Annotated in this window: 16 protein-coding genes and 1 pseudogene; 4 read left to right on the top strand and 13 right to left on the bottom strand. The window is 74.7% G+C overall.

The genetic code is table 11. The features are described from left to right. Nucleotides 1-14 precede the first annotated feature (14 nt). Nucleotides 15-1,064, bottom strand: coding sequence for a PRC and DUF2382 domain-containing protein (locus tag FXF65_RS14990; RefSeq protein WP_148350507.1), 1,050 nt, complete (start codon nt 1,062-1,064; stop codon nt 15-17). 344 nt (nt 1,065-1,408) lie between these two features. Between FXF65_RS14990 and FXF65_RS14985 the strand changes: the two genes are divergently transcribed. Beyond that, entirely contained in the window at nt 1,409-2,395 is a 987-nt protein-coding gene (locus FXF65_RS14985; protein WP_148350506.1) for a matrixin family metalloprotease, read from the top strand. Nucleotides 2,396-2,447: 52 nt separating this feature from the next. Here FXF65_RS14985 and FXF65_RS14980 read toward each other — a convergent pair whose 3' ends face one another. The 3 genes from FXF65_RS14980 to FXF65_RS14970 all read right to left on the bottom strand — a co-directional run bounded on the left by FXF65_RS14980 (nt 2,448) and on the right by FXF65_RS14970 (nt 5,321). Then, the gene (locus FXF65_RS14980) at nt 2,448-3,017 is read right to left on the bottom strand and encodes a class E sortase (RefSeq protein WP_148350505.1); all 570 of its coding nucleotides are present in this window, start codon (nt 3,015-3,017) and stop codon (nt 2,448-2,450) included. 142 nt (nt 3,018-3,159) lie between these two features. Further along, complete coding sequence (locus tag FXF65_RS14975) at nt 3,160-4,434, bottom strand: chaplin (protein ID WP_148350504.1); 1,275 nt, start codon at nt 4,432-4,434, stop codon at nt 3,160-3,162. Between the two features lie 242 nt (nt 4,435-4,676). After that, the gene (locus FXF65_RS14970; RefSeq protein WP_148350503.1) at nt 4,677-5,321 is read right to left on the bottom strand and encodes a hypothetical protein; all 645 of its coding nucleotides are present in this window, start codon (nt 5,319-5,321) and stop codon (nt 4,677-4,679) included. 1,021 nt (nt 5,322-6,342) lie between these two features. Between FXF65_RS14970 and FXF65_RS14965 the strand changes: the two genes are divergently transcribed. Then, nucleotides 6,343-6,597: a hypothetical protein gene (locus FXF65_RS14965; RefSeq protein ID WP_148350502.1), complete on the top strand. Its 255-nt coding sequence runs from the start codon at nt 6,343-6,345 to the stop codon at nt 6,595-6,597. A 58-nt stretch (nt 6,598-6,655) separates the two neighbouring features. On the opposite strand, the gene FXF65_RS14960 is transcribed toward FXF65_RS14965, so the two are convergent. Together FXF65_RS14960 and FXF65_RS14955 are read right to left on the bottom strand one after the other, a co-directional pair. After that, nucleotides 6,656-7,918: an NAD(P)-binding domain-containing protein gene (locus FXF65_RS14960; protein ID WP_148350501.1), complete on the bottom strand. Its 1,263-nt coding sequence runs from the start codon at nt 7,916-7,918 to the stop codon at nt 6,656-6,658. Nucleotides 7,919-7,946: 28 nt separating this feature from the next. Then, a complete protein-coding gene (locus FXF65_RS14955; protein ID WP_148350500.1) occupies nt 7,947-9,176 on the bottom strand; it encodes a carboxylate--amine ligase in 1,230 nt (409 codons plus the stop codon). Nucleotides 9,177-9,299: 123 nt separating this feature from the next. On the opposite strand from FXF65_RS14955, the pseudogene FXF65_RS46115 reads away from it, so the two are divergent. After that, nucleotides 9,300-10,034: pseudogene (locus tag FXF65_RS46115) on the top strand (glycoside hydrolase family 26 protein); the annotation flags it as partial. A 281-nt stretch (nt 10,035-10,315) separates the two neighbouring features. Here the strand turns inward: FXF65_RS46115 and FXF65_RS14945 are convergent. Genes FXF65_RS14945 through FXF65_RS14915 form a run of 7 tightly spaced genes read right to left on the bottom strand, consistent with a single transcriptional unit; the run spans nt 10,316 to nt 18,612 of the window. Further along, nucleotides 10,316-11,665 carry a glycosyltransferase family 4 protein gene (locus FXF65_RS14945; protein WP_148350498.1) on the bottom strand — a complete coding sequence of 450 codons (1,350 nt, stop codon included), beginning with the start codon at nt 11,663-11,665 and terminating at the stop codon, nt 10,316-10,318. Nucleotides 11,666-11,704: 39 nt separating this feature from the next. Next, nucleotides 11,705-12,415, bottom strand: coding sequence for a YveK family protein (locus tag FXF65_RS14940; protein WP_148350497.1), 711 nt, complete (start codon nt 12,413-12,415; stop codon nt 11,705-11,707). Then, complete coding sequence (locus FXF65_RS14935; RefSeq protein ID WP_148350496.1) at nt 12,402-13,541, bottom strand: glycosyltransferase; 1,140 nt, start codon at nt 13,539-13,541, stop codon at nt 12,402-12,404. Before FXF65_RS14935 ends, FXF65_RS14940 begins: the two co-directional genes overlap by 14 nt. Further along, a complete protein-coding gene (locus FXF65_RS14930) occupies nt 13,538-14,230 on the bottom strand; it encodes a polysaccharide deacetylase family protein (protein ID WP_246198643.1) in 693 nt (230 codons plus the stop codon). The genes FXF65_RS14935 and FXF65_RS14930 overlap by 4 nt, the downstream gene beginning before the upstream one ends. After that, on the bottom strand, nt 14,187-15,848 hold the full coding sequence (locus FXF65_RS14925; protein WP_148350495.1) for a lipid II flippase MurJ: 1,662 nt from the start codon (nt 15,846-15,848) through the stop codon (nt 14,187-14,189). The genes FXF65_RS14930 and FXF65_RS14925 overlap by 44 nt, the downstream gene beginning before the upstream one ends. Beyond that, a complete protein-coding gene (locus tag FXF65_RS14920; protein WP_148350494.1) occupies nt 15,845-17,173 on the bottom strand; it encodes an O-antigen ligase family protein in 1,329 nt (442 codons plus the stop codon). Before FXF65_RS14920 ends, FXF65_RS14925 begins: the two co-directional genes overlap by 4 nt. Continuing rightward, the gene (locus FXF65_RS14915; protein WP_148350493.1) at nt 17,170-18,612 is read right to left on the bottom strand and encodes an exopolysaccharide biosynthesis polyprenyl glycosylphosphotransferase; all 1,443 of its coding nucleotides are present in this window, start codon (nt 18,610-18,612) and stop codon (nt 17,170-17,172) included. The genes FXF65_RS14920 and FXF65_RS14915 overlap by 4 nt, the downstream gene beginning before the upstream one ends. A gap of 396 nt (nt 18,613-19,008) precedes the next feature. On the opposite strand from FXF65_RS14915, the gene FXF65_RS14910 reads away from it, so the two are divergent. Continuing rightward, nucleotides 19,009-20,247, top strand: coding sequence for a L,D-transpeptidase (locus tag FXF65_RS14910; protein ID WP_246198642.1), 1,239 nt, complete (start codon nt 19,009-19,011; stop codon nt 20,245-20,247). Nucleotides 20,248-20,285: the final 38 nt, after the last annotated feature.

Below are 20,285 nucleotides of genomic sequence, written 5' to 3'. Positions count from 1 at the left end.
TGGATCGGACGGGATCAGCGGTTCGGACCGCCGCGCCCGCCCTCCGGGCCTCGGTCCCGGCCGGGCTCCCGGTCGGGGAAGGCGTCGTCGCGGGTGACCTCGATGCGCTCGCGGCGCAGCTCGCCGCGGACCGTCTGCTCGTCCTGCACCTGCTCGGTGTGCAGCCGGACGCGCTCGACCGGCACCGTCTCCTTCGCGATCACCGGACGCTCCTCGTAGAGGATGAAGTCCAGGTCGTCCGAGGTGATGGACACCTCGGGGGCGGGCCTGCCGTCCCTGATCGGCTCCCGGTCGACCTTCAGCTCGTCGTGCGAGACGGGGACGGTCCGCTCGACCGTCTCGGTCTCGATCCACTTGCGGACGTGCACGTGCCCCGACTCGTGGCGCTCGGTGCCGACGCGCAGCCGCTCCTCCGAGCGGGTGATCTCGGTCATCGGGGTGTCGGTCTCCGCGCCCGTGCGCGGCGACTGCGCGGGCATCCCCCGGCCGCCCCGGTCCCGCTCGGGGTGGACGGCCATCCCGGCGGCGCCCGGCCGCGGGGAGCCGCGCGTCCCGGCGAACTCGTCCGTCCCGGACGTCCGCTCGGTGCCCGTCCCCGTACCGCCCGCGCCCTCGGACTTGCGGCCCTCGGACACCTTGCCCTCGGGCGCGAGGCCCTGGGACGTCCGGCCCTCGGACTCGGCCGTCCGGCGCTCCCCGGTCCGCTCCCCCGTGCCGCCGCCCTCCGCCTCGCCGGACCGCGCGCCGCCCGGCGGGCGGACGCCGTAGTGCCGGTAGAGGTCGACGATCTGGGCGTGCGAAAGGTGCTCGTCCGCGTCGACGTTCGGGGCGCCCTTGATGGTCTCCTTGTCGTAGGGGACCTGCAGCATGTCCTTCGCCTTGCGCGACCCGGACAACGGTACGAAGCTCTCCCGCATCCCGAACCATCCGGTGTGCACGGTGACCCACTCCGGCGAACCGGAGTCGTCGTTCAGGTACACCTGCTTGATCGTGCCGACCTTCGTCCCGTTGGTGTCGGTCACGCCCATGCCCATCAGTTCCCGCACCTGTGTCTGCGTCTGCACGTTGAACACCTCTGCTTCCGTAACGCTGCCGGACTGCGGGGGGTGGGGAGGCGGCGCCCGCTGGTCGGTAGCCGTGTTGATCCCGAGTTGCCGGATTACTCCCTGCTTTTCCTGACCTGCCGGAGATAAACGTGTTTACCAGATTATGGAGAACGATTTGCCAAGGACTTACAGCGCGTCCACCGGGCGACCGCGCGGCGATTCGCCGCGACACATTCCCGGTGCCGCATTTATGCGAATCCCGCCATTCCCAAGATGGTGATCATTTTAGTCGGCGGCGGTTTCCCTTTCCCCGGCGCGACGGAAGAGTCCGAAGGGACGTTCCCACACATCGGAGAACTGCTATGCACGCACTCTCACGCGCGGCCCTGGCGGTGGCCCTGCCGGCCGCCGCCGCCCTCGCCGGTTCGGTGACCGCCGCCGCGCCCGCCGCCGGGGCGGGCCGCGCGCCCGCCTGGTGCAGGCCCGGCGGGACGCTCAACGCCCGCGCGATGCCGCAGCGGGTCCGCATCGCCGACTGCGACCTGCGCGGCCGGACGGTCCGCGGCGCGAACGGGCTCACCGCCGTCGTCCCCGCCGACGGGACCTCGCTCATCGCGCACTCGCTGCGCACCGGCGGCGGCACCGAGCTGCGCGTCGCCGTCGACGACCGGGCCCGCGAGATCACGATCATCAGCCGGGGCGGACGGGTGCCGGAGGGCAGGCCCCGCGCGTCCCGCGCCCCGCTCGACCCGTGCCAGGACACCACCTACCGCACCGAGCCCGCCCGGTGGCCGAAGGGGACGACCGTCGAATGGCGCTACCGCCCGGGGACGAACGGCCGGCGCCGGGACGCCGTCGCGCGGGGCGTCGCCAACATGGCGGGCGCGAACACCGACTGCACAGCCGGACGCCGGTTCGCGCCGCCGCCGGACGTCCGCCAGCGGTATGCCGGGGAGTCGTCCAGCGGGCCGAACATCACCGCCGACGCCACCTGCGGCGTCCGGGACGGGGTGAACACGTTCGGCTGGCGGTCCATGAGGGGCGCTGAAAGCGACGTCCTCGCGGCGACGTGCATCTGGTACAGCGGGCCGTCCACCGTCGAGACGGACATGGCGCTCCAGGAACAGGGCAAGCGCTGGTGGACGGGCGGGCTCTGCGCCCCCGGAAGCTACTCGGTCGAGTCGGTCGTGACGCACGAGTCGGGCCACGTTTTCGGCCTCGCCCACGTCGACGGCCCGGACCACTCCAGGCTGACGATGACGCCCTCGACCGGTTCCTGCGACGACTCCATGTCCACGCTCGGACGGGGCGACTACGAGGGGCTGCTCTCCCTGTACGGCGAACGCTGAGCGCCGCCGCCCTCGTCGCCGCCGCTCAGCGTCCATTTCCCGACATGGCGGGTCAGCGCTTGGGCGAGGTGCGGTAGAGCTTGCCGACGACGACGAGGCGGTGCCGGTCCGACCCCTTCGGGGTGCAGGTGATCAGCGTGATCCATTGGCCGCGCGGGGCGCTGCGCGCCTTGAACGGCACCGGCTCCAGCGCCCGCCGGTCCATCGGGTCGATGACGCGCTTCAGCCGCGCCCGGTAGGTGTAGGTCGTGCGGCCGTACCGCAGGACGATCCGGTCGCCGCCGCGCATCAGGTCGAGCCGGTTGAACGGGTGGCGCCAGGTCGTCCGGTGGCCGAGCAGGACGGTGTTGCCGTCACGTCCGGGCAGGCCCGTCCAGGGGTAGTGCCCGGGACCGAGCTGCAGCACCCGCTGGCTGACGCCCTCCCAGACGCCCGTCTTGAGGCCCATCCGCGGGATCCAGATCTTCCCGATCAGCGCTCCCCGCTTCGGCTGCGCGGCACGCCCCGCCGCGACCGGCCTCGCCGCGGTTGCGGATACGGCCCGCGCCTGCGGGACGGCCATCAGGGACACGCTGCAGCACACGGCGGCACCCGCCGCGAGCAGGGACTTCCGGTCAAGCATGCTTCATCTCCATCGATCAGGGGGTCGGCAGGGTCCGCCCGCGAAGGGAAGGGCGCGAAGCGAAGGGGGCGGCACGTCTGCCGCCCCCTCTCCGCTGTCGCACCGGCGGCGGATCGTCATCCGCCGCCGGTCTGTCTCCCGGTCAGCGCGTCACCGGGGTGCCGAGCTCCACCGGCACGGCGTTCTTCGAGGGCAGCTTCGGGCCGAGTTCGCCGGGCTTGACGTCCACGCCCGGGAGCCGGACGGCCCGCTTCAGCGAGTTCACGAACCGCTGCACCCCGCTGAGCTGGTCGGCCGACCGCGGACGGGTCGCGGTCCGCGTGGTGGCCATCCGCGCGTTGGTCGCGGGCCGGGCGTTGCTCGCCGACGGCACGATGGTCGCCGCGCGGTCGTCGCCGGACCCGAGGCTCGCCTTGCTGCGCTGGAGCATCGACTTGCCCCGCTCCATCTCGGCCCTGCCCTTCTCCATCTCGGCCCCGCCGCGCAGGTTCGAGGGCAGCTTCTTGTGCTTGGCCGCGGGACGGTGCTTGGACGGCTTCCACGGCTTCGGCTTGTGCGGCTTGTGGTGGTGCTTCGGCTTCTTGCCGGGCTTCTCGCCGACGCTCGCGCCGCCCTTGCACTGCGCCAGCGCCAGGCCGATGACCGCGACGGCGTTGCCGCACACGTTCACCGGAATGCTGATCGGCGCGTACACCTGGTTGCCGCCCAGCACGCTGAAGTTGCCCGACGTCTTCATCTTCGGGTCGCCGGCCCGGCGCTGGACGGACGCGCCGCCCTTGCACTTCGCCTGCGCCAGCGCGATGACCGCGACGGCGTTGCCGCACACGTTTACCGGGACGCTGATCGGCGCGTACACCTGGTTGCCGCCCAGCACGCTGAAATTGCCGGACGTCTGCAGGCCCTTGCCGCCGCCCTTGCCGCCGCCCCAGCGGGCGGCGTCGTCGGCGCCGGTGGCCGTCCGGTAGCCGGACGCCTCCCGCCAGCCGCGGTGGTGCTTCTTCTTGCCGGACGTGACGCTCGCCCCGCCCTTGCAGTGCGCCTTCGCCAGCCCGATGATCGCGACCGCGTTGCCGCAGACGTCGATCGGGATGCTGATCGGGATCACGACCTGGTTGCCGCCCAGCACGCTGAAGTTGCCGGACGTCTTCAGGCCGCCGCCGCCCCCGCCGCCGTGCCGGGCGTTGGAGACGTGGGCGCCGCCCTTCGACTGGCCCTGGGCCGCGCCGACCGCGCCGACGGCGTTCCCGCTGGCGTCGACGGGGACGGAGATCGGGGCGTGCACCTGGTTGCCGCCCGCGACGCTGAAGTCGCCGGACGTCGTGTCCGCCGTCGCGGGCAGCCCGGAGCCGAACGCGGCTCCGACCGCGACGGCGCCCGCGGCCACGAGTGCGGCGCGGCCGATGTTGCTTGTCCTCATGCGCATTGTTGCTCCTGTCTTGTCGCGCGATTTCGGTGAATCTGTGGTGATCGCTGCGCGGCGACCGTTCGGGTGGACCCCGTCGGGTGGGCGCAGCCGCGCCGGCCGGACACGGCCGTCGCGTCGAGGAAAGATCGTTGGATCGGGACGGAGGGACTGGGACGGAGGGCCGGGGACGCGCGGGCGCGGCGCGGCCGGGCATGGGCGGCCGAACGGGCGCGGAACGTCCGCGAGAAGGGGTGCTAGTCAGGGACGACGGAGGGACCGCCCGGCGCGGACACGTCGGTCAGCGCCGTGCGGTGGAACGTGCTCGGGTCGACGGCGGGCGGCGCGGCCGGGTATCGGGCGCTGCGCAGGTCGGCGACCGGGATGAGCGGGTGGCCGCCGGACGGGGCGTTGCCCGGGTCCTCGGGGCCGGGCGCCGGGACGGGCGCGTGCCCGCCGCCGCCGCAGTCGTGGTGGCGCGCGCAGCCGCCCGCGCGGCGGTCCGGCCGCGCGCCGGACCGCGCTCCGGTCGCGGCGCCGTGCGCGGCCCGCGCGGCGGTGTCACCGGCCCGCGCGCGCTCGGCGTGCTCGTGCGTCACGGCGTCGGCGTCGATCGTGTCGTCGCCGCCGTTCGTCCGCTCGTGGGCGGGGGGCAGGAGCCGCCCGTCCAGGACGGGGTGCGGGTTCGCGACCCCGGCGGCGAGGCCGTTCACGATCGGCGCGTGCCGGACGTCCAGGATTCCCAGCTCGGGGAGGCCCGCCGCCGCGACCAGCCTGCGCAGGTGGCGGACGGCGCGGTCCTTGGCGTCGAAAGCGTCGCGCCCCCACGCCAGGAGGTACTCGATCGGGTGCGCCCCGATCTCCTGGACGTTCCTCGGCACGGCGGGCGCCCCGTCCGCCACGGCCCCTCGCAGCCCCCGGCCCGGACTCCCGAGCCCGCCGAGTGCCCCACCCTGCGCGAACGCCCGCACCACGGGCGTCCGAAGAGCGGGCGCGCGAACACCGTGCGCCCGAACCGCAGGCGCTCGGTGTGCGGGCGTCCGAACCGCGGACCCGCGAAGGGCGGGTGCGCGAACCCCGGCGGCCCGAACCGCGGGCGGCCGAAGCGCGGATGCTTGAAGCCTGGGCGTCCGCACACCCGGCGCGTGGAGCGCGGGTGTCCGAACTCCGGATGCGTGGAGCCTGGGCGTCCCGGCTCCGGGCGTCTCGACTCCGGGTGTCCGGACTCCGGATGCGTGGAGCGCGGGTGTCCCGAGTGCGGGCGTTCGGAGTCCGAGGGTCCGTACTCCGGGTGTCCCCAGTGCGGGGGTGCGGAGTGCGGGGGCCCGTAGGTGTCCGAGCGGGGTGTCGTCGGGGTCGTGCTGGCGTCCGGTGTTCGGGCGGTGCTCGGTCGCGGAGGCGGACGAGCCGTTCAGCGCGGCCAGGGCCATCCAGCCCGCGAAGGCGAGGCCCGCAATGGCGGCGAGCCGGACGAGAACGGTGCCGAGGGCATGCGGAAGCCGACCCTCGGGGCGGTTCGCCCCGCGTTGGATCGGTGCCGGTTCCACGTCCGTTTCTCTCCTTTTCTGCCGCCTTTTCCGCTGGCGGTACCGAGTCAGCGGCACGAAGGTAGCACCGCCCCACGCACGATCAAGGAGCCATTGTTCGGCCGCCCGGCATGTCGCGGGATCATTTACCTCCGCATTAATTTCGCTTTGGCGGAACCCGGTTTTCCGGCGGCATGATGACCGCTTTACAGCAATTCGAGGATTTCGCCATGGAACGTGGGCTCCGGCCGCGCCCGACGCTTCCCCGCCACCCCCGCGCACCACTCGCGCACCCGCTGTTCACGCCGGGTTCAGAGGAAGGATGGCGGACGGTATCGAGTGCGATACATTCGGTGCTCGACCTGCGGCGCCTGCTGCCCCGCCCGAGGAGCCCGCGATGCCCGACCCCGCGTCCGCGATCATGCGTCTGCGCCCGCCGCGGCGCCGTGCCGCGCCCCGCCGCGAGGCCCGCAGGTTCGTCCGCCGCAGCGAGCTCCAGGTGCTCGTGCTGCCGAGCGTCCCCCCAGTTCAGACGCCCCGTTCCGGGCGCGCCCGCACCACCGCCTGGACGCTCTACGCGCGCTGGCGCTGGGCCGCCGCCACCGCGGGCGCCGAGCGCGCGAAACGCCGCGCCCGACCGCCCTGGCGCTAGCGCGCCGGAGCACCCGGCGGGCGGCGCCGCGAAGCACCGCCCGCCGGAGGAAGATCCTTCACCTGGTGGAGGCGTCCGTCTCCAGGGACGTGTCCGGCGCCACGACGGCACCGCCCGCGGGCGCCCGCATCGGCGGCGTCCGCCGGACGATGTGGTGCGAGATCCGCCGCGCCGCGAACCCGGACCCGTGCACGAACCGCATCACCGGCCCGAACGTGGGCGCGGCCGCGAGGCCCGCGAAGTACAGCCCCGGCACCGACGACTCGAAGTCGCGGCTGAGCACCGGCGCCCGGAACCGGGTCGTCACCTCGGCGCGCAGCTCCGGCGACAGCAGGTCGAGCCGGTCGACGTCCGGGACGAATCCGGTGGCGGCGATGACGTGCTCGGCCTCAGTGACGGTCCGGGCGCCGGTTCGGTCGATGGTGGTGAGCGCGACGCCGCCGTTGTCCTCGGCGACCTTCGCGAGGTAGCGGCCGGTCGAGACGCGGACGCGGTCGTCCAGTTGGTCGCGCAGCCACCACGCGCCCGCGGGCGGCAGCGTCTCCCGGACGATCTTCTGCCGGGACCGTTCCGGCAGGTACCGGACGAGCCCGGGCCGCTCCGCCCACAGCCACGTCCGGTAGCCGGTGCCGAGCCCGGAGCGGGGGCCGCCGAGCAGCCGCGCCCGCGGGGACCGGTGCTCCTCCGGCACCGTGTTCCAGTCGAGCTCGCGCCGCCGGGTGAGGACGTGCGGGTACGCGCCCGCGTCCGCGAGCAGCACCGCCGTCTCCAGCGCGGACTGCCCGGCGCCGATCACCGCGACCTCCTTCCCGGCGAACAGGCCGAGGTCGCGGTGCCGGCTGCTGTGCGAGACGAGCCAGGACGGCAGGCCCGCCAGCTCGTCCGGTATGTGCGCGAACGGCCCGACCCCGACGGCGACGACGACCGCGCGGGTCGCGATCGTCTCGCCCGTGGACAGCGTCACGACGTACCCGCCGGGGCCGCCGCGCTCGACGTTCACGACCTGCGCGTCCTCGGTGCCGGGGATCGCGACGGAGGCGAACCAGCGCCCGTAGGCCACGAAGGTGTCGAGGGGGATCGGGTGCCCGAGCCGCCAGTCCGGATGGCGGTCGGTGAAGCGCATGCCCGAGTGCGGCGCGCCCAGGCTGGACGCGAACGGCTCGGACTTGAGATGCATGCCCTCCGGCATGTTCTCCGCCCAGAACCGCATCGGCTGCCCGATGATCCGCACGTCGAGCCCGAGGTTCTGCAGGTGGGCCGCCGCCGACAGGCCGTAGGGCCCGGCGCCGGCGATCACGACGTCGCCAACCGAGTCGATCATGTTCGTTCCCCCCGTTGTGTTCGCGGTGTCACCTGGTGCGGAGCCGCCGGGCCGCGCGGAGCACGCTGCGCCCTCCCATGGCGAGGAAGGGCGGCAGGTCGTCCCCGGCGAACCAGGCGAACTCGTCGGCCTCGCGCAACGGGCGGAGGGTCGCCGCGCGCAGCAGGGGCCGTCCGGCGGACCGTCGCAGAAAGTGGTTCTCCACGAGCAGGTTCCGGCCGAAAGCCGGGCGCGCGTCCGGGACGCGCCGACCCGACTGGTCGAGGTGGAGGGCGCGGACGAGGTCGAGCCCGTTCCGGTCGGCGAACAACCGGAACTGGGCCCCGATCCGCGGGTTGAAGTCGAGCAGGTGGTAGCCGCCGTCGCCGGGGTCGAGGCGGAAGTCGAGGTCGACGAGGCCGCGGCAGCCGAGCAGCCGGACGATCCGCACCGCGAGCCGCTCCAGCTCGGGGTTCGCGACCCATTCGCCGTGCACGGTGTGGCCCGCGTGGGCCGGGAGGGCGAGGTGCTTGCGGCCCGTCCCGCCGAAGAGGCAGCCGAGGTCGTCGTCGAAGTAGCCCTGGAAGAACCAGTCGCCGCCGCCGGGCGGGATGCGCCGCTGGAGGACCAGCGGGCCCGCGCCGCCGCCGGGGCCGCCGTCGCGGGACGCGGCGAACAGCCGGTGCGCCTCGTCCCGCGCGTGGACGAGCGTGGTGCTGCGCAGGCCGGGCCCGAGCCGCCACGGCCGCGCGAACTTGACGATCAGCGGCAGCCCGAGGTCGCGGACGGCGGCGTCCACGTCGCGGGCGGACGCGGGCGTGCGGCTCGGCGGGCAGCGCAGGCCGTGCGCCGCGCACGCCTCCAGCAGCAGCGACTTGTCGGCGACGCGGCGCGGGACGTCCGGGTCCTGGACGGGGAAGGCGAAGCGGCGGGCCAGCGCGTCCGCGTGCTCGGCCACGAAGATCGCCCCGGCGTCGTCCATCGGGACGAGCAGCGGCCGACCGCCGATCCGCGCGGCGATCGTGCGCAGGTGGCCGAGCAGCGCGGCCGGGCGCGCGGCGGGCGGCGCCCACGGCTCGCCGCCGCGCAGGTAGCGGGACCGGGACGACGGGTTGCCGCGCCCCTCCAGGATCGCGTGCACGGGCACCCCGGCGCGTCCGAGGCTGCGGATGACGCCGAGCGTCCCGTGGTGGAAGACGTTCGGGTCGGTGCGCAGCAGCAGGACGGGCAGGCCGGGGTCGAGCCGCGGCGCCGCCGGGACCCGCGTGTCGGCGACCATGCGCTCAGCGGACCCGGTCCAGCGGACCATTACCCAAGGCGACCTTCCCAAATTCGTAAAATTTGACCTGTAAGTGAGCGGCCGATTAGTTCGCCGACGAACGTCCAATGGCACACTATACGCATGGCAGCAGCCGATATCCACGCACCAGGGCGGCCTTTCGGACGGCGCCGTGAAATGCCCTTTTCGCACCGTTCACCCCTGCCCATTCTGACCGCGGCGGCGCTGGTGTTCGCGCTTTGCGGAGCGCCGCCGGGGGCGGCCGCCGAAAAGGGTCGTGACCGGGTGGCGGTGGAATCGCCGAAAAACGTTCCGCTGGGCGCGTTCCTCGGTTCCGGCGCGGAGGGCGTCGCGCGGGTCGAGCAGTTCCGGCAATGGCTCGGGGCGCCGGTGACGGTCGGCCGCACGTATCTGCCCGGGAACGACTGGCGGTACATCGAGGGGCCGGAGCAGGTGCTCGCGCCGTGGGCCCGGTGGAAGGCCGCCGACCCGCGGCGGATGCTGGTGGTGAACGTCCCGATGATGGCCCCGAACGAGACCCGCGCGCCCGTCCCGGTGCTGGCCTCGCTGCTGCGGCGCGGCGCGGCGGGCGCCTTCGACGTCCATTACCGGACGCTCGCGCAGCGCCTCGCCGCCTACCGCGCCGGCGACTCGGTCATCGTCCTCGGCTGGGAGATGAACGGGCAGCAGTACGCGGGCCGCTGCGAGCCCGACCCGGCCGCGTGGCGCGCCTATTGGCGGCGCATCGTGACGGTCATGCGCGGTGTGCGCGGCGCGCGTTTCCGTTTCGATTTCGCGCCCGCCAGGGGCCGCGACGTCATCCCGTGGACGAACTGCTATCCGGGCGACGACGTCGTCGACATCATCGGCACCGACACCTACGACCAGCCCACCGGGGGCACGTTCACGGATTTCGTCAACGAGCCGTACGGGCTGCGCGCACAGGCCGATTTCGCCGCCGCACACCGCAAGCCCATCTCGTTCCCCGAATGGGGGCTCTTCCGCAACAACGACAATCCCGCTTTCGTCCGCGGGATGCATAGCTGGATCATGTCGCATGATGTCGCCTATCAGTCGATCAGCGACTACTGCCCGCACGGCGTGTGGGCGTGCCGCCGCAACCCGGCCTCGACGGCCGCCTACCGCGAGCTGTTCGGCACCGGACCGGCCGCCGCCCCGGTCCCCAAGGCGCCCCCGTCCGCGGCGTCCGCGTCCGGGGCGTCCGCGGCCAGCAAGTCGCAGTCCAGCAAGTCGCAGTCCAAGGCGACGCCGTCGAAGAAGCGGTCGTCCAAGCACCGCTCGTCGAAACACCGGTCGTCGAAACAGCGGTCGTCCGGACATCGGCCGCCGGAGCACCGGTGGTCGCGGAGGGCGGCGACCTCGCGGGTGACCGAGGCGAGCAGCGCCAGCGTCCGGCCGAGGTCGTAGCCGGCGGAGGCGGCGGCCGCCGCCCGGCCCTCCCGCTCGGCGACCGCCGGGCGCAGCAGCCGGTGCGCGACCGCCGCCGCGAGCGCGGCCGGATCGTCCGCCGGCACCAGCGCCCCCACCCCCGGACGGACGACCTCCGCGATGCCGGGCACGTCCGACCCGACGAGCGACCGCCCGACCGCGAGGGCCTCCAGCGCGATCAGCGACAGCCCCTCCCACCGGGACGGCAGCACGACGACGTCCGACGCGGACAGCCAGTCGGCGGGCTCCCGCGAGGCCGGGGCGAACAGCACGCCGCCCGCGGTCGGCGCGCGGCGCAGCAGGTCGAGGTCCGCGCCGTCCCCGACGATGGCGAGCCGCGCGGTCGGGCACCGCGCGAGGACGGCGGGCCACGCCGCGACGAGGACGTCCTGCCCCTTCTGCCGGGTGAGGCGGCCGACGCAGACGGCGAGCGGCACGGCGGCGGGCAGCCCGAGCCGGGTCCGCGCGACCAGCCGGGCGGCGGCGTCGGCGGGCCGGAACAGCCGCCGGTCCACGCCGTTGCGGACGATTCGGTACGGCCCGCGCACCCCCGCCCGCACACCGTCGCGCAACTCCCCGAGGCCGACGCACACGAGCGCGTCGCTCCACCGCGCGGCGAGCCGCTCCCACCACCGGCTGAGCGCGTCCTGCGCGCCGGTCGCGGCGAGCCATGACCAGCCGTGCGGCTGGAAGATCGTCGGGGTGCCCCGCGGGCGGCCGGGCAGCCGTCCGGCGAGTCCCGCCTTGGCCGAGTGCAGGTGGACGACGTCCGGCTCGAAGCCCTTCACCAGGCGGCGGAGGCTGAGCGACTCCAGCAGGACGCGCGGCCCGGGGGCGCGTCCGGCCTTCCAGCTGAACCAGGGCACGCCGGCGGCGGCGCAGCGCGCGGGCAGGTCCCCGCCGGGCGGGCAGGCGACGGCGACCTCCCAGCCGCGCGCCCGCTGCTCGCGGACCGCCTGCCCGATGTAGACGGCGACGCCGCCCGCGTTCGGCTGGCTGACGTGCAACACCCGAACCGGCGTGTCCCCGTCCTCAACCACGAGCCCCCCAGGCGAAGCAAGCGAAACAGGCGGACCTGGTCATGACCGCAGCTCCGCGTCGGCCGGGCCCGCGATCAGGACGCGGGGCACGGTCCGGCGCCGGGCCGGCCGGCGGCCGCTCAGCGCGGCGGCGCTCAGCCCGGCGAGCAGCACGCCGGACGCGGTGCCGACGCCGACGCCGAGCACCGGGTTCGGCGAGGCGGGCGCGCCGGGCGGCACCGCGCGGCTCATCGGCGCGACGCGGACGCCCGTCTCGGCGCGGTGCGCCGCCCCGTACCGGACGAGCGCGTCCGCGGCGGCGTTGGCGAACGCGGCGGCGGCGCGGGACGTCGGCGCGCTGCCGGTCAGCTCGATCAGCGGCGTGTCCGGCGAGGTGGACGCCCGGACGTGGTCCCGCGGCGCCCCGCCCGCCCCGGCCGGCAGCGGCAGCGCCGAGTACCCGAGGGTCTCCGGCAGCGGCGCGAGCCGTCCGAACGTCTGGGCGAAGTTCACCGCGGCCGGGCCGTCCGTCCGCGCGTCGTTCACGACCAGCACGTAGGCGTTGGCGGTGTAGGTGGCGGGGACGAGCAGCACGTACCCGAGCCCGCCGAGGAACCCGGCGACGACGAACGCGAGCGACGGCCCGAACCGCCGCAGCACCGCCGCGAGCAGCGCGCGCCCGACGCCGGGCACGGGGACCGCCGCGCGCCCCCGCCTCTTGTTCCCCCGCCGCCGGCTCGCCCGCCTCCGGTAGATGTCATGTGACGGCATCCTGCGCCTCCTCTCGTTTCGGAACGCCCGCGCGGCCGGGGGTCTCCGGGAGGAGGTAGAGCCGGGCGAGCCGCGCGGCCTGCTCGGCGATGTCGTAGCGGGCGACGGCGGGCGGCACCCGCGTACGGTCCCGGGGCGTGCGGGCCTCGCGGTCCAGTTCGGCGGCCCAGCGCGCGGCGTCCGGGGGCAGCCGGCGGGCGGCGGCGGGCGCCTCGCCGGGCGGGAGGTCGTCGAGCGCCGGGCAGGTCGTGTACCGGACGGGCAGCCCGGCGGCGAGCGCCTCCAGCACGCCGAGCCCGAACGTCTCCTGGACGGACGGCGCCGCGAACACGTCCATCGCGGCGAGCGCGCCCGCGACGTCCGAGGTGCCCCCGGCGAAGACGACCCGCCCGGCGGCGCCGAGGTCGCGCGCCCGGCGTTCCAGCGCGGCCCGCTCGGGGCCCGCGCCGACGAGCAGCAGCCGGACGCCGTCCAGCGCCGCGACCGCCTCGATCAGCAGGTCGAACCGCTTGGTGGGGACGAGCCGTCCGACCGCGCCCACGACCGGCTCGGTCAGCCCGATGCCGAGCCGCCGCCGGGTCGCGGTGCGCCGTCCCGGATGGAACGCGAACGCGGCGGCGTCCACCCCGTTCGGGATCACGGTGATCCGGCCGGGCGGCACGCCCCAGCCGCACAGCCGCGCCGCGACCGTCGGCGACACCGCGACCGTCGTCGAGCCGAGCCGCTCCGTCGCCCGGTACAGCGCCCGGACGCCGCGCGTCACGGCGCGTCCCTCGATGTGCTCGTCGCCGAGGGAGTGCTCGGTCGCGATGATCGCGGACGTCCCGGCGAGGCGGGCGGCGACGCGCCCGTACACGCACGCCCGGTACAGGTGGGTGTGGACGACGTCGTACCGTCCCCGCCGGATCAGCCGGACGAGCCGGGGCAGCGCGGCGACGTCCCGGTTGCCGCGCATGCCGATCTCGTGCACGGGGACGCCCGTCCGGCGGATCTCGGCGCCGAGCGTGCCGGTCCGGGTGAGGGTCGCGACCTCGCAGTCCACGGGCAGGTGCCGCAGCAGCAGCGCGAGCTGGCGTTCCGCGCCGCCGTGCTCCAGCCCGGTGATGACGTGCAGGACTCGGGTCACACGCGGCTCCGGCGGCGCAGCTCATGCCGGACGATCTTGGCCCGCAGCCGCACCGGCCCGTCCCGGTCGCCGACGTAGGCGCGGGGCAGCGCGTGCCGTCCCGGCTCGTCCGGGGAGATGTCGCAGGCGTAGTCGTACCCGGCGGCGCGGACCGCCTCGACCTCGCGGGCGCTCGCGTGCCCGTACGGGTAGGCGAAGCCGGTGACCGGGCCTTCGACGAGGTCCTCCAGGACGGCCCGGCTCTCCTCCAGCTCCTCGCGCAGCTCGGTGTCGTCCGCGCCGGGGAGGGAGACGTGGTGGCGGCCGTGCGAGGCGATCTCCATGCCCGCGTCCGCGGCGGTGCGGATCTGGTCGGCGGTCATCAGCGGTTTGCGCGGGCCGTCGTCCCAGGCGTTGTAGGCGCCGATCCGTCCGGACACGACGAACACCGTCGCGCCGAACCCGTACCGCAGCAGCGCCGGGACGGCCCGCGTCACGAAGTCGGCGTAGCCGTCGTCGAAGGTCAGCCCGACGAGGCCGCGGGCGCGTCCGGCGGCGTGCGCGTCGAGCAGCTCGCCCATGCCGACGCCGCGCAGGCCGCGCGCCCGCAGCCACGCCATCTGCCGCGCGAACCGCGCGGGCGAGACGGTGACGAGGTGCGGGTCCTCATCGAAGTGGTCGACCGAGTGGTACATCAGCACCAGCGGCACCGGCCTGATCGGCTCCGCCGGTCGCCCCGGCGCGGTCGCCCGGGTCGGTTCGGTGACTCGGGTCGGTTCGGTCGGACGGCTCACTGGTCTCCCCCGATTCGGTGCGGTTCCTGACGGCGATCCATGAGGCGACGAGGCCGGGCCCCGCGAGGACGAGCAGGACGGCGAACACGGCGGTGGTCACCAGCCCGCCGGCGGCGAGCTGGACGATCCCGGCCGGGACGGTCGCGGCGACGGCGAGCCCCGCCGCGCAGGCCCCGGCGGCGGCGAGCGCGAGCCGGGACACGTCGGAGGCGACCCGGCGCAGCGAGATCGGCGCGACGCGCGCGCGCAGCCCGACCAGCAGCAGGACGGCGGCGAGCGTGATCCCGGCGGCGTTCCCGGCGGCGAGTGCGAGCGTCCCGAAGGACGCGGCGAACGCGGCCCCGATCGCCGCCGTCGCCGCGAGGCCGAGCAGCAGCACGGCGGCGGGCCGCCAGGTCGGCCGCCGTCCCGCGAAGAACGCGCGCGCGGCGAGCCCGACGGCCGTCTGCCCCCACAGGCCGAGCGCGTAGACGCGCATGATCGACGCCGTGCCCCGCGTGTCGGCCGCCGTGAACTCGCCGTGCTCGAACAGCGCCCGCGTCACGGTCGGCGCGAACGCGACGAGGAACGCGGTCGCGACGAGCACCATCGCGCTCGCGATGGCGAGGTCCCGCTGGATGCGGCGGGCGACCTCGGCGACGTTCCCCTCCGCGGAGGCGCGGGCGAGCTTCGGGAACGTCACCGTCACGACCAGCAGCGAGATCACCATCGGGACCTGCGCGACCTTCTGCGCGTAGTTCAGGTGCGAGATCGACCCGGCGGCCAGCTCGGAGCCGAGGAACCGCTCGACGAACACCTGCGCCTGCCGCGTCACCGTGTACACGACGATCGGCGCGACGGCCGCGAGCCCGAGCCGCACTTCGAGATCGCCGGAACGCGGGACCCCGGGCGGCCGCCGGTCGGGCGCGCGGAGGCAGCGGACGAACCCGGGCGCCTGCACCGCCACCATCAGGACGCTCCCGAACGCGATCCCCACCGCCGCGCTCGTCACGCCGATCGTCCCGGACAGCGCGGCGATCAGCAGCAGGATGCCGATGTTGTTGACGATGTAGATCGCGGCGGGCGGCCCGAACCGGTGGTGGGCGCGCAGCGTGGCGCTCATGAACCCGGCGACGCCGAGCGTGACGACGGTGACCGCCGTGAGCCGCACGCACTGGATGCCGGGCCCGTACTCGGTGAGGCCGGGGGCGAGGAGCCTCATCACCAGGGGCGCGCCCACGATCAGCGTGACCGTCACCGCGGACAGGCCCGCGACCAGCCGCGGCAGGGTCGAGACGACGAGCGGGCGCGGGCCCTCCCCGCGCGCGAGGAGCCGGGTCATGACGGGGATCATGAGGAGCGCCATGGCGTCCTCGATGAGCAGCGGCGTGACGGTCTCGGGGATCGTCCAGGCGACGAGGAAGGCGTCGGTCCTGCCGCTCGCGCCGAACAGGTGCGCCATCGTCAGGTCGCGGACGAAGCCGAGCCCGTTCCCGGCGGTGATCAGCGCGCCGGACAGCGCGGCGGCCCGTCCCACCGAGCCCGCGCGCGTCATGACCGCACCTTCTTGGGGTCCCGCGCCTTCCCGAAGTCGCGCACGTTCCCGAGGGAGCGCGACGCGACGACCCCGATCACGACGGCGGTGAGCGCGCAGGTCGGCCCGCCGAGGTCCGCGTACAGGAAGTTGACCAGCAGGAACGCGAGCAGCGCGACGCCCGCGAGCCAGAACGGGTCGCGGACGCGGCGGCGCGCCCACAGCCCGGCGGCGAGCACGGCGCCGAGCGCCGACAGCCCCGCGAACCCGAACACGCCCTGCTCGGACAGGAACAGCAGGTACTCGTTGTGCGGCGACAGCAGCGGCTGCCGCACGTACCCGTGGACGGGGTCGGACGTCTCGCTCCCCGACGACAGCTCGATCCCCGCGTACGTGTCGCGGTAGGCGGGGAAGTTCTTCACGCCGACGCCGGTCCCGGGATGGTCCTCCCAGATGCGCAGGGCGGCCGACCACAGGTGGTAGCGGTCGTCCACGGAGCGGTCGGGGGCGCCGACCGTCCCGGCGAGGGAGCGCGACCGGTCGACGACGGCCTGCGCGCCGCCGCCCGCGCCCGCGCCCGTCACGACGAGCAGCGCCGCGCAGCAGGCCAGCACCTTCACGGCCGTCCACCGGTCGAACACGACGAGGACCAGGACGGCGGCGGCGCCGAGCGCGACCCAGGTGCCCCGGCTGAGCGCGAGGGCGAGCGCGGCGCCGAGGACGCCGAGCCCGGCGAGCGCGCCGAGGACGGCGGCGACGCCGCGTCCCGGCGCGGCCAGCCCGAGCGAGGTCAGCACGAGGAACGCGATCCCGGCGACGACGGACATGGCCATCACGTCGGTCGCGCCGAACGTGCCGACCGCGCGGATGTTCCGTCCGTCCATGGCGGCGCCGTGCTCGGTGAGCGCCTGCCAGATCCCGAACACGGCCTCCGCGAGCCCGAGCCCGAGGACCGACCCGCACACGATCGCGAAGTCGCGGCGGTCCCGGACGAGCACGACCACGGCCAGCGGGACGAGCACGAAGACCTGCGCGTCCCGGACGAACCCCGGCAGGCTGGACGCGGTGTCCGCCGAGCACACGGTGCTGATCCCGAGCCCGGCGACCAGCGGCCCGAACGCGGGCAGCGCCCGGCGCGGCAGCTCCGCCCGCCCGGTGACCAGCAGGAACGCGGCGACCGCGACCAGGCATGCGGTGGCGACGTCGGCGGGGGTGACCTGGGCGCCGGAGCCGACCGTCCGCGTCCCGGCCGGGATCCCGACGCTCGCCACGGTCGCCGCGACGAGCCAGCTCGGCCGCCGCGGCGGCGCCGGGAGCCGGACGGGCAGCGACGCGACGGCGCTCATCCCGCGTCCCGGACGATCAGCGCGCGCACGGTGAGCAGCAGGATCCGCAGGTCCCCGGCGAACGTCCAGTGGTCGATGTAGTGGTTGTCGAGGCGGGCGCGCAGCTCGATCGAGGTGTCCCCGCGGAACCCGTGGACCTGCGCCCAGCCGGTGATCCCCGCCGGGACGCGGTGCCGCAGCACGTAGCCCGGACAGGTGCGGGAGAACTGCTCCACGAAGTGCGGGCGCTCCGGGCGCGGCCCGACCAGGCTCATGTCGCCCCGGACGACGTTCCACAGCTGCGGCAGCTCGTCCAGGGAGCTGGCGCGCAGGAAGCGGCCGACGCGGCCGGTGCGGTCGGCGCCGGTGACCGTCCAGCGGGTGTCGGACTCGCGCTCCTCGACGTGCTTCAACGTCCGGAACTTCAGCAGGACGAACTCCTCCCCGCCGAGGCCGACGCGGCGCTGCCGGAACAGCACGCCGGGCCCGTCCTCCAGCCGCACGGCGGCCGCGCACGCGGCGAGCACCGGCAGCGCGAGGACGAGGAGCGCCAGGCCGACGACGATGTCGAGCAGCCGTTTCGCGCGTCGCGCGGCGGGTTCGCGGAGCCCCCAGGTGACCCGCGCGCACGGCAGCCCGGCGACGTACTCGCGCCGCGCCGCCGCCACCGGGACGACGTCCCACGGCGGCCGGACGAGGAGCGTCTCGCACGGCAGCCCGAACGACACGCGCAGCACGGCGGCCAGGTGCTCGGCGCGCAGGTCCTCGGCGACCACGACCAGTGTGTCGACGCCGTGCCCCTCGACCAGCGCGGGCAGGTCGGACAGCTCGCCGAGCACGGGCGCCGAGGGAGCCGCCTCCTGATGGCCCGTGGGCGCCTCGGTGGCGAGCTGCCCGACCGCCGCGAGGCCGAGCTCGCCGTGGTCGCGCAGCACGGACGCGAGGTGCGCGGCGGTCCGGCCGGTCCCGACGATCAGCGCGGCGCGGGACCGGGTGCGGCGGCACCGGTACGTCCGGACGGAGGCGTTGGCGAACGCGCGGGCGGCGAGCGACGTCGTCCCGGCGAGCGCGGTGATCAGCAGCGCGGCGCCGTACCCGCCGTCCAGCAGGATCGCCGCGAACCCGCCGACGAGCAGGATCCGGGCGAGCAGCGGCGGCGCGTCGGCGAAGAGGGAGGGGCTGCGGCGCGTCCGGTAGAGCCCGCCCGCCGCGTTGCACGCGACGGCCGCGACGCCCGCCGTGCCGGGGACGACGCCGCCCGGCCGCGCGACCGCGACCGCGACGGCCATGGCCCAGCCGTCCGCCACGGCGAGGCACACCGGGACGAGGACGGCGAGGATCCGCGCGCCGCCGACGGCGCGGCGGTACGGGACGACGGGGGCGAGGACGGCCGCGCCCTGGCCGAGGTCCGCCAGGCCCGCATCCGGGTCGACGGACGTACTCAACCCCTGGGCTCTCATCGTGGTCCCCTCACAGACAAGAACTCACCGGAAGGTGACTGTGCGGCGCCGTCACGGGCGGCCAGGATCAGGATCGCAGCGCGCCACGCCCCGGCCCGCCGCTTTTAACCGCCCCCGCCGCATTCTTGAAGAGAAGATCGAAAGTGCTTCTGACCTGCGTTGACATCCCAACGAACCCGCATCGCGACGGCAAAGCGGAAGCCCTGTCACAATGAAGCGCGGAAGATCCTGGAACCGGCCACGAGCGGTGAACCTTCGCGGGACCATGGACGTCACAAGCATCGGAGGCCGTGATCCGACCGTCCCGCCCTCCGCGGTGGGCCGGGCGGCGCCCGGACCGTTCCGTGAGCGATCTTGTAGCCGGTGTGCGGACCGGCGGGCTGATGAGGGAGAGCGGTGCGAGGTAAGGCCATGGTGCTGGCCCTGGTCCTGGGGTTGGCGACGGCATGCGGCGGAGGCTCGGACACCGGCGGCGGCGGGACGACCGCGAAGGGCGGCGAGGACGGCTCCCCCAAAGTGACGATCACCCCCGCGGACGGCAACGGCAAGGCCCGTCCGGACCAGGGCGTCACGGTCACCGCGTCCGGCGGGACGCTCGGCCAGGTGTCGGTGAAGTTGAAGGGCGCCGAAGTGCCGGGTGCCCTGTCCCCCGACAAGACGCGCTGGCGCTCGCAGTGGACGCTGCGGCCCGGGGCGAGCTACCAGGTGTCCGCGACGGCGACGTCCACGAAGGGCAAGTCGACGACGGCGACGAGCGCGTTCCGCGCCTCCCGCGCCACCGCCGCGACCCGCGTCAACAACGTCGTGCCGAGCGAGAACGAGACGGTCGGCACCGGGATGCCGGTGTTCGTCCAGTTCAACAAAGCCGTGCCGGAGAAGGCCAAGGCCGCGATCGAGCGCAGCATCGAGATCTCGTCGTCCACCCCGACCGAGGGCGCGTGGCGCTGGCTGTCCGCCGGGGAGTCGTTCAACGGCCTCCCGTCGATCGTCTTCCGGCCGAAGCACCCGTGGAAGCCGCGGCAGAAGGTCAGCGTGACCGTCCACTACGCCGGGCTCAAGATCGGCGACGACGTCTACGGCGACCGCGACATCACCCGGAGCTTCCGGATCGGCGACTCGCACACCGTCAACATCAACTCGAAGACGCACCGCGCCGTCGTGCGGAAGAACGGCCGCGTCATCCGGACGTGGGGCGTCAGCCTCGGCACCGGCGGCGACGTCCAGGCGGACGGCGTCGACCACCTGCTCACCACCAGCGGCATCCACCTCACGATGGACCACGTCCGCCTGGAGCGGATGCGCCCGCCCGGCAAGAAGAAGGGCGACCCGGGCTGGTACGACGAGAAGGTCCCGTGGGCGACCCGCATCTCCAACAGCGGCGAGTACATCCACCAGAACATGGACGACCCGTCCTGCCTGGGCAACCGCAACTGTAGCCACGGCTGCGCCCGCTCCCCCGCCGCCGACGCCCAGTGGTTCTTCCACTGGTCCTACCGAGGCGACCTCGTCACCATTACGGGCACGAAACGCAACCTCGCCTGGACGAACGGCTGGGGCCTCTGGCAACTCCCCTTCAACACCTGGGCCAAGGGCGGCGCCCTGGGCAAACCGCTGACCACCGCCACCCTCCGCTGACCCTCATCGTCCGGGTGATGGGCTGGAAAGCCGTCACC

It is taken from the genome of Actinomadura syzygii (assembly GCF_008085905.1).
GTDB lineage: Bacteria > Actinomycetota > Actinomycetes > Streptosporangiales > Streptosporangiaceae > Spirillospora > Spirillospora syzygii.
Note: the sequence above shows the minus strand (reverse complement) of the source record. Positions and strands in the feature narration are given on the sequence as shown.

Bases quoted from the DNA above. Each gene is read 5' to 3' on its own strand.
- FXF65_RS14985 (WP_148350506.1), top strand. From the start codon at position 1,409: ATGCACGCACTCTCACGCGCGGCCCTGGCGGTGGCCCTGCCGGCCGCC.
- FXF65_RS14980 (WP_148350505.1), bottom strand. From the start codon at position 3,017: ATGCTTGACCGGAAGTCCCTGCTCGCGGCGGGTGCCGCCGTGTGCTGC.
- FXF65_RS14975 (WP_148350504.1), bottom strand. From the start codon at position 4,434: ATGAGGACAAGCAACATCGGCCGCGCCGCACTCGTGGCCGCGGGCGCC.
- FXF65_RS14965 (WP_148350502.1), top strand. From the start codon at position 6,343: ATGCCCGACCCCGCGTCCGCGATCATGCGTCTGCGCCCGCCGCGGCGC.
- FXF65_RS14960 (WP_148350501.1), bottom strand. From the start codon at position 7,918: ATGATCGACTCGGTTGGCGACGTCGTGATCGCCGGCGCCGGGCCCTAC.
- FXF65_RS14955 (WP_148350500.1), bottom strand. From the start codon at position 9,176: ATGGTCGCCGACACGCGGGTCCCGGCGGCGCCGCGGCTCGACCCCGGC.
- FXF65_RS14940 (WP_148350497.1), bottom strand. From the start codon at position 12,415: ATGCCGTCACATGACATCTACCGGAGGCGGGCGAGCCGGCGGCGGGGG.
- FXF65_RS14925 (WP_148350495.1), bottom strand. From the start codon at position 15,848: ATGACGCGCGCGGGCTCGGTGGGACGGGCCGCCGCGCTGTCCGGCGCG.
- FXF65_RS14920 (WP_148350494.1), bottom strand. From the start codon at position 17,173: ATGAGCGCCGTCGCGTCGCTGCCCGTCCGGCTCCCGGCGCCGCCGCGG.
- FXF65_RS14915 (WP_148350493.1), bottom strand. From the start codon at position 18,612: ATGAGAGCCCAGGGGTTGAGTACGTCCGTCGACCCGGATGCGGGCCTG.